Raw genomic sequence first — 8,347 nt, 5'->3', positions numbered from 1 at the left:
AGTATGGCGATTATTACCATTCCTGCTGTTCCTCCTGTGGTAATAAGCTCTATTATAGACAGTGTTTTTTCTACTGGTTCGCCTTCTGTTAATTGTGCATCTGCATTTTGTGCAGTCTCTTGGATTAAGGTGTTTAACATATTTATTTTTTAATAGTGTTATAACGTATTTATATAGTTTTCCGTATATTATTTCTAATAAACTCTAAAATAGTGTTCTTGTCCAGAAGAATACTAAAGCTCCTGCTAAAAACCCAATGAGTGCTAACCAAGCAATTTTTTTGAAATACCAGAAAAAGTCAATTTTTTCCATTCCCATAGCAACAACTCCTGCTGCAGAACCTATAATTAACATACTTCCTCCTGTTCCAGCAGAATAAGCTATAAAGTGCCATAACTCATTGTCTATAGGCTCAGTAAACATTCCTAAACTTGCTGCTACTAAAGGGACATTATCTATAACTGCAGAACCAACACCAAGTAATAAAACTACTAAATCTGAAACTCCTGCATGGTGTAATTCTGTACCCAACATTGGTACATTATCTTGTAATGTTGTTGCAAAACCAAATAAAATCCCTAAAGATTCTAAAGCTGCAACAGCCATTAAAATGCCTAAGAAAAAGAGAATACTTGGCATTTCTATTTTTGATAGTGAATGATGAACAGGACTATGGTGAGCATGTGCATCACTTTCTTCTGCATCGAATTCGGTTAAACTAAATTTAGAATTACTATATAATTCTGCAAAAATAGCAACTATACCTAAGGCTAACATCATCCCAACATAAGGTGGTAAATGTGTAACAGTTTTAAAAATAGGGACAGATACTATGGCTGCTAAACCTAAATATAACATTGTAGAACTAAATCTGCTTTTAGGTTTTTCTGTTTCATTTTCATCACTATCTAAATTACCTTGAAAAGGTGGTAAAAATGAAGCAATTATAGTTGGTACAGCCATACATACAAAAGAAGGTAATAGTAAATAACCAACTAAATGTCCTGTGGTTACTTTTTTACCAATCCAAAGCATAGTTGTGGTTACATCACCAATTGGTGACCAAGCTCCTCCTGCATTTGCAGCAATTATAATTAAACCTGCATACCAAATTCTAACATTTCTATCTTTAATAATTTTTTGAAGTATAGAAATTAATACAATTGTAGCAGTTAAATTATCAATTATAGCTGAAAGAATAAAAGCTAGAATAGCGAAAATCCAAAGTATTTTTTTCTTCTTTTTAGTTTTAATAAAATCTTTAATTGTAGAAAATCCATCGAAGTAATCTATAATTTCTACAATAGTCATTGCTCCTAAAAGGAACACTAATATTTCGGCTGTTTTACCTAAATGATGCAATAATGTTTCTTCCATCATATGCATTTTTTCTTCATGACCAAGCATGCCAAAATTTTCCATTAAGCTGTGTTTTGCCGAGTCAAACCACTGCGGAAAACTATCTATACCTAAAGAAATTAAAGCCCAACTTACAGCCATCATTACTAAGGCTGGAATTAATTTATCTATTTTAAGATTGTGTTCTAAAGTAATTGCTAGATAACCAATTACAAATACTAATATTATTATTGTTTCCATAAAGTTTACGTTAAATTAGTTGAGTTAGTGCGATTTCAAAGGCTGTTTTACTAATCTCTGTTTTGCTAGGATTTTTATCGTAAACCTTTTGTATTGCTTTTTTTATTGTTTGAGAAGTATCGTTAAAAATAGCTTCGTCTGTCATTTGTACTTTGCGCTCCATAAAATAAGCGAACACTCTTGCCATGCCACAGTTTGATATAAAATCTGGTATAAGGCTAACTTTCTCGTCTGTATGCTCCATTATACTACCAAAAAAAATCTCTTTGTCTGCAAAAGGCACATTTGCTCCACAGGAGATAACTTCTAGTCCAGTAGTTATCATTTGGCTTATTTGGTCTTGAGTTATTAAACGAGAAGCAGCACAAGGTGCAAAAATCTCTGTTTGTAAGGACCAAATACGTTCGTTCATTTCTGCAAACGGAATCATATTTTCTGTAGCTAATGTGTTTCCGTTTTTAGTTAAAAAGAAGTTTGTTATTTCTTCAAACGAAAATCCTTCTTCTTTAATAACTCCTCCAGAAATATCTATAATACCAACAACTTTAGCTCCCATTTGTGCTAAATAGTATGCTGCTGCAGAGCCAACGTTTCCAAAACCTTGTACTACTGCACGTTTACCAACTACACTTCCGCCATAAATCTCGTAATAGTGCTTTACAGCTTCGGCAACGCCATAACCTGTAATCATGTCTGCAACGGTGTATTTACGAGCTACATCTGGAGAAAAACTAGGGTTTTCGATCACCTTAATTACGCCTTGGCGTAATTGACCAATTCTATTAATTTTATCGGCTTCGGTTGGCTTAAAGTGACCGTTAAATACACCTTCTTGAGGATGCCAAACACCAGACTCTTCTGTGATTGGGATTACTTCGTGAATTTCGTCTACATTTAAATCGCCACCTGTTCCATAATAACTTTTTAGTAAAGGAGATACGGCTTTATACCAACGCTCTAAAACGCCTTTTTTTCTTGGATCTTTTGGGTCAAAATTTATTCCTGATTTGGCGCCACCAATTGCCGGACCAGATACAGTAAATTTTACTTCCATTGTTTTTGCTAGAGACAACACCTCGTTCATATCCAGATCTTTACGCATTCTGGTGCCTCCTCCTGCTGCTCCACCTCTAAGTGAGTTTATAACAGTCCAACCTTCGGCTTCTGTCTCTGCATCCTTCCAGTTAAAGACAATTTCAGGTTCTTTATTCTCGTATTTCTTTAGTAATTCTTTCATGATTGGTTAGTTTGAGTCTTCTCTAGTAAAATTTAATTTTAAAAAAAGTATTGCTATTGCTAAAGACGAATCATTAGAAAGTTGTTAAATTAGTTCCACAAATATAAAAAACAAAAGATGCAACTTGTAAAATTTGTAATAATTTTAAACTGTAAAAATTTTTCCAGAGGAATGGTCCTTATTTGCTCCTGTTACACTACTTAAACAGTTGATTTCGTTTCTAAGTTTTAAAACACCCAAAAAACCGAATATTAATGCTTCTTTAAACTCCACAATAGTTTTTTTAGGTAGAGTTATTTGGTTTATAGTAAAGGCTTTAATTCTTGAAATTAAAAACAAATTATACACTCCTCCTCCTGTTATTAAAACTGAAGCGTTTTGTTTTTTATTGATTATTTCAGCAATTTGAATAGCAATATGCTCAATAAATGTTCTTAAAATATCTTCTGTTGAAAGTGAATAACTATCAATTATAGGAAACACTTCTTTTTTTACCCACTCTAAACCAAGCGATTTAGGATATTCTTTTTTATAAAACTGAAGCGCATTTAAATCGTTTAACAACTTAGCGTTACAACGTCCTTTTTTTGCTCGTTTCCCTTCATCATCATAAGAGATGCCTAAAACGGAAACATAATGATTTAGCACAATATTTACAGGACAAATATCGAATGCAATACGCCTGTTATTTACTTGAGTCGATATGTTTGCAAAACCACCCAAATTCACACAATAGTCATACTCCGAAAACAATAATTCATCTCCTATTGGCACTAATGGTGCACCTTGACCACCAAGAGCCACATCTTGAACTCTAAAATCGCAAACTACAGTTTGATGTAATAGTATTGCTAATTCTGGCAAATTACCTATTTGGTAGGTTAATCCTTTTTGAGGTTGATGTAGTGCTGTATGTCCATGAGAGCAAACAGCATCTATATTTTTTATGTTGTGTTTTGTGATAAATCGTTGAATAACTTCAGCTAAAAACGAAGTGTATTTAATATCTGTGCTTTCAAGTTCTTTTTTAGTATAATTAACTAAATCTTTCAGTGTAAGTTTCCATGCTTCAGAATATGAAATAGTTTCAGCTTTACTAATTTTAAACGTCCATTGATTATTAAAATTAAAGGTAACTAATGCCAAATCAATTCCATCTAAAGATGTTCCTGACATGACACCAATAATTTTATATTCATTTTTTATCATATTTAGTAAAAATAGCAATATCTATTGAAAAAAAGCTAACAAAAAACTATCTTTGCACAGTTATTTTATCAAATCACCAATTACATTTAAATTATGGATTTTAGCCTTACAGAAGAACATATAATGATACGCGATGCCGCTCGCGATTTTGCACAAACTGAATTATTGCCTGGAGTTATAGAACGTGATAATACACAAACGTTTCCTGATGAATTGGTTCGTAAAATGGGAGATTTAGGCTTTATGGGAATTATGGTAGATCCTAAATATGGAGGAAGTGGCATGGATGCAATTTCCTATGTTTTAATTATGGAAGAATTGTCTAAAATAGATGCTTCTGCCTCTGTAATGGTATCTGTAAATAACTCTTTAGTTTGTTATGGTATTGAAGCTTATGGTACAGAAGAACAAAAACAAAAATACTTAACAAAGCTGGCAACAGGTGAGCAAATTGGAGCTTTTTGTTTGAGTGAACCTGAAGCTGGAAGTGATGCCACTTCTCAAAAAACTACAGCTATAGATAAAGGCGACCATTACGTTATTAATGGTACAAAAAACTGGATTACAAATGGTGGACGTAGTGATGTTTATTTAGTTATTGCACAAACCGATAAAGATAAAGGCCATAAAGGCATTAATGCTTTTATAGTTGAAAAAGGAATGCCAGGATTTGACATTGGACCGAAAGAAGATAAGTTAGGAATTAGAGGTAGTGACACGCACACTCTACAATTTAACGATGTTAAAGTACCTAAAGAAAATAGAATTGGCGAAGATGGATTTGGTTTTAAATTCGCAATGAAAACATTATCTGGAGGACGTATTGGTATTGCAGCTCAAGCCTTAGGGATTGCTTCTGGTGCTTATGAGTTGGCTTTAAAATATTCTAAAGAGCGTAAAGCTTTTGGGACTGAAATTTGTAATCATCAAGCCATTGCTTTTAAGCTAGCAGATATGTACACGGAAATTGAAGCTGCGCGTATGCTCGTTATGAAATCTGCTTGGGACAAAGATCAAGGCAATAATTATGATATGTCTAGTGCTATGGCTAAATTATATGCTTCGCAAGTTGCAATGACACACACTGTAGAAGCTGTACAAATACATGGCGGAAATGGTTTTGTAAAAGAATACCATGTAGAACGTTTAATGCGGGATGCAAAAATTACTCAAATTTATGAAGGGACTTCTGAAATTCAAAAAATTGTAATTTCGAGAGGAGTTATTAAAGGGTAGTTTTTAAAGAAAAATAAAATGAAAAGCTTCAAAATTTAATTCTGAAGCTTTTTTTATTTTTTAGAAATATCATCTAATACTAAACGTAACTCTCCATAAGTGTATTTATCATCTATTTGATGTTTTAAATCTGAAAGGTTTTCAAACTTCTTTTTAGGAATTATAGCTTTTAATTCGTTGTAGTGTTTCTCGGAAATTAAATCTAAAATTTTCACTTCTCCTGAAGCAATAAAACTTGCTAAGTGTCCAGTAATAGTATTCATATTTAAATCACGTTCCATTGCAATTTGCTCAATAGATTTACCAGATTTAAATAGCTCTAGAGACGTTTTTTTAGTATCGCCTCTTTGGCGTTTTGGTTTTGGAGCTTCAAATATTTCAGTATCTTTTGAGGTTTCAATATTATTTTCCTCACAATAGTCTCTAATTACTTTCAGAATTTCGGTTCCATATTTCTCTACGCGTGTTTTACCAAAACCGTTAACTTTTAGTAATTCAGCTTTATTAGTTGGTAAGGTCTCGCACATTTCATATAGCGATTTTTGTGTAAAAATTTGAAAATGAACTAAACCTTTATCTTGTGCAATTGTATTTCTCAATTCACGAAGTAGTTCAAATAACTCGACATTAGTAGTGCCATCAATAATTGTTTTTCGTGGTTTCTTAGGAACTTCTTTAGCTAAGAAAACAGATTTTGCTCTTAATTCTAAAAACTGATTGACTTTAAAACCCTCAGACAAGTCTTTAAAATACAATTGTTTAGTTGCTAATAATTCTTCAAATAAATCTAAAGCTTTTGTTATTTCTTTTTCAATAGCTTTGTTGTCTGTACTAAAACTAAAAATCTTATAAGGCTCCATTATATTAGTCTCAACTTGTGCTTTGTAGTAGCTTATAGCTTTTATAAATCGAGATTGAATCTCAGTACTTGATTCAGGAGTTAGTGTGATTTCGGAAAGTTCATTTAATTGCGCTTTAAAGGCATTTGCTACTTTTAATAAATTTGTTACACAATCTTTTATTGTTAGTAATGGATTTTCCAAATTACCTTCTATACTAGCTCTATTTTTATAATAAACATCCAGCACTCTATTAACTGGATATAAAAACTTATAAAAATCAAAAACTTCAGAAATCAATTCTAACTGAAAGTTAGACATGGACTGTTTTAAAATAGTGTCGTTTGGTTGATTGTCTTCAGCGATTTTATTAAACGTAGTTACGTTTGCATCACTAATTATTTGGCTAGAATCAATTTTACTTTTCAACACTAAACCTTCTAAGCTTTTACAACGACTTAATGCTACATAAGTTTGTCCGTGCGCAAAAGCATCTTTGGCATCAATAATGGCTTTCTCAAAAGTTAACCCTTGGCTTTTATGTATTGTAATAGACCAAGCTAAACGCAATGGCATTTGAGTAAAAGAACCTATTTTATTCTCAGTTATAGCCTTTGTTACATTATCCACTGTATAATTAATATTTTCCCAAACTTCAGGAGTTGTAATAATATTAAAATCGTCATCTGGACATTTCACAACTACTTCATCCTTGTCTAATAAAATAACCTTCCCTATTTTACCATTAAAATAACGTTTTTCAACAGAGCTGTCATTTTTTATAAACATCACTTGAGCACCAACTTTTAAACTCAAAAGCTCATTAGTAGGGTAAGAAAACTCAGGAAATTTGCCTTCAACAATAGCTTTATAATTAGTAGTTTTTCCTGTTAATTTATTTAATTCATTCGTATTGGCTTGTTCTGCCTTAATATTATGCGTAGTTAGTGAAATATAACCATCATCTTCTTTTGGTTTAAAATTAGGATTAAACCTTTTGTTTAATTCTTTAGCAGAATCTATAGATAAAGTATTTGTACGAATTTCATTTAAAATATTAATAAATTTTGGATTATCTTGTCTGTAAATATGCTTTAATTCAATAGTAATAGCTTTACATTTTTTGTAGGCAATACTACTAAAAAAGAAAGCATTGTTATAAAACGGCTTTAATAATTGCCATTCACTTTCTTTTACTACTGGAGAAAGTTGTTGCAAATCACCAATCATTACTATTTGAACACCGCCAAAAACCTTTTTTTTATCTCTAAACCTTCTAAGAGTTTTATCAATCCCATCTAATAAATCTGCACGAACCATACTAATTTCATCAATTACTAATAAATCCATAGACTTAATGATATTGATTTTAGTTTTACCAAACTTTCTATTAAATCCAGAAGATTTATTAAACTCTTCATTAGGAAGAATAGGACCAAAAGGCAATTGAAAAAACGAATGTACTGTTACACCTTTTGCATTTATAGCAGCAACTCCAGTAGGAGCAACAATTACCATCCTCTTTAATGAAGACACCTTCAATTTATGGAGAAAAGTAGTTTTTCCTGTACCAGCTTTACCAGTCAAAAACACATTTCTATTGGTGTTATTAACAAAATTCCAAGCTATATCTAATTCCTTATTAGTGTGCATTACATATTATTATATAGAAATTGAAGATAATCAAAATGAAAATTATTTATGACGAGTTTTTAAGAAAAATAAAAAACGTGCTATTCTCTATATCTTTTTTTTGCATATGTGCAACAAAAAAAAGGATGCCGCTACTATCACTCTCGCTTACCACAATTTAATACAACACTAAATAGTAATACTTCTAGTTTACAAAATATTATAAAACAAAAAAAATCCTCAACAAATAACTGTTGAGGATTCTCTAAAAAAGGCGACGACCTACTCTCCCACGAATGTAGTACCATCGGCGCAAATGGGCTTAACTTCTCTGTTCGGAATGGTAAGAGGTGAGCCCCATCGCTGTAATCACCTTAAATCTTTCGGTGTATGTAGTTTTACCTACTTTACCGTATAATAACATATTGAAAAAATGATTCATGAAAATTTGTACTTAACTTTTAAAAAAACAGGCGTACAATAAGCCTATGGGTTATTAGTACTACTTGGCTATGACATTACTGCCTTTACACCTATAGCCTATCAACGTGGTAATCTCCCACGACCCTTTAAAGAAATCTCATCTTGTGGTGGG

The 8,347-nt window shown here is 32.0% G+C and carries 5 protein-coding genes and 2 rRNA genes; 1 reads left to right on the top strand and 6 read right to left on the bottom strand.

The window, feature by feature from the left end; translation table 11 throughout:
* Window positions 1-204: 204 nt before the first annotated feature.
* The 3 genes from nhaD to ACVC5O_RS06150 all read right to left on the bottom strand — a co-directional run bounded on the left by nhaD (window position 205) and on the right by ACVC5O_RS06150 (window position 4,045).
* Window positions 205-1,599, bottom strand: a complete 1,395-nt coding sequence (gene nhaD, locus ACVC5O_RS06160; protein WP_452220597.1) for a sodium:proton antiporter NhaD — start codon at window positions 1,597-1,599, stop codon at window positions 205-207.
* A 10-nt stretch (window positions 1,600-1,609) separates the two neighbouring features.
* Window positions 1,610-2,836, bottom strand: a complete 1,227-nt coding sequence (locus ACVC5O_RS06155) for a Glu/Leu/Phe/Val dehydrogenase dimerization domain-containing protein (RefSeq protein ID WP_452220596.1) — start codon at window positions 2,834-2,836, stop codon at window positions 1,610-1,612.
* Between the two features lie 144 nt (window positions 2,837-2,980).
* Window positions 2,981-4,045, bottom strand: a complete 1,065-nt coding sequence (locus tag ACVC5O_RS06150; protein ID WP_452220595.1) for an anhydro-N-acetylmuramic acid kinase — start codon at window positions 4,043-4,045, stop codon at window positions 2,981-2,983.
* A gap of 93 nt (window positions 4,046-4,138) precedes the next feature.
* Between ACVC5O_RS06150 and ACVC5O_RS06145 the strand changes: the two genes are divergently transcribed.
* Window positions 4,139-5,281 (top strand): acyl-CoA dehydrogenase, encoded by a 1,143-nt coding sequence (locus ACVC5O_RS06145; RefSeq protein ID WP_452220594.1) that lies wholly within the window; start codon window positions 4,139-4,141, stop codon window positions 5,279-5,281.
* Between the two features lie 53 nt (window positions 5,282-5,334).
* On the opposite strand, the gene ACVC5O_RS06140 is transcribed toward ACVC5O_RS06145, so the two are convergent.
* From ACVC5O_RS06140 to ACVC5O_RS06130, 3 genes are all read right to left on the bottom strand, one after another.
* Window positions 5,335-7,773 carry a helix-turn-helix domain-containing protein gene (locus tag ACVC5O_RS06140; protein ID WP_452220593.1) on the bottom strand — a complete coding sequence of 813 codons (2,439 nt, stop codon included), beginning with the start codon at window positions 7,771-7,773 and terminating at the stop codon, window positions 5,335-5,337.
* Window positions 7,774-8,021: 248 nt separating this feature from the next.
* Window positions 8,022-8,129 (bottom strand): 5S ribosomal RNA (gene rrf, locus ACVC5O_RS06135).
* Window positions 8,130-8,228: 99 nt separating this feature from the next.
* A 23S ribosomal RNA gene (locus ACVC5O_RS06130) occupies window positions 8,229-8,347 on the bottom strand; the annotation flags it as partial.

The organism is Lacinutrix salivirga, assembly GCF_053604675.1.
Note: the sequence above shows the minus strand (reverse complement) of the source record. Positions and strands in the feature narration are given on the sequence as shown.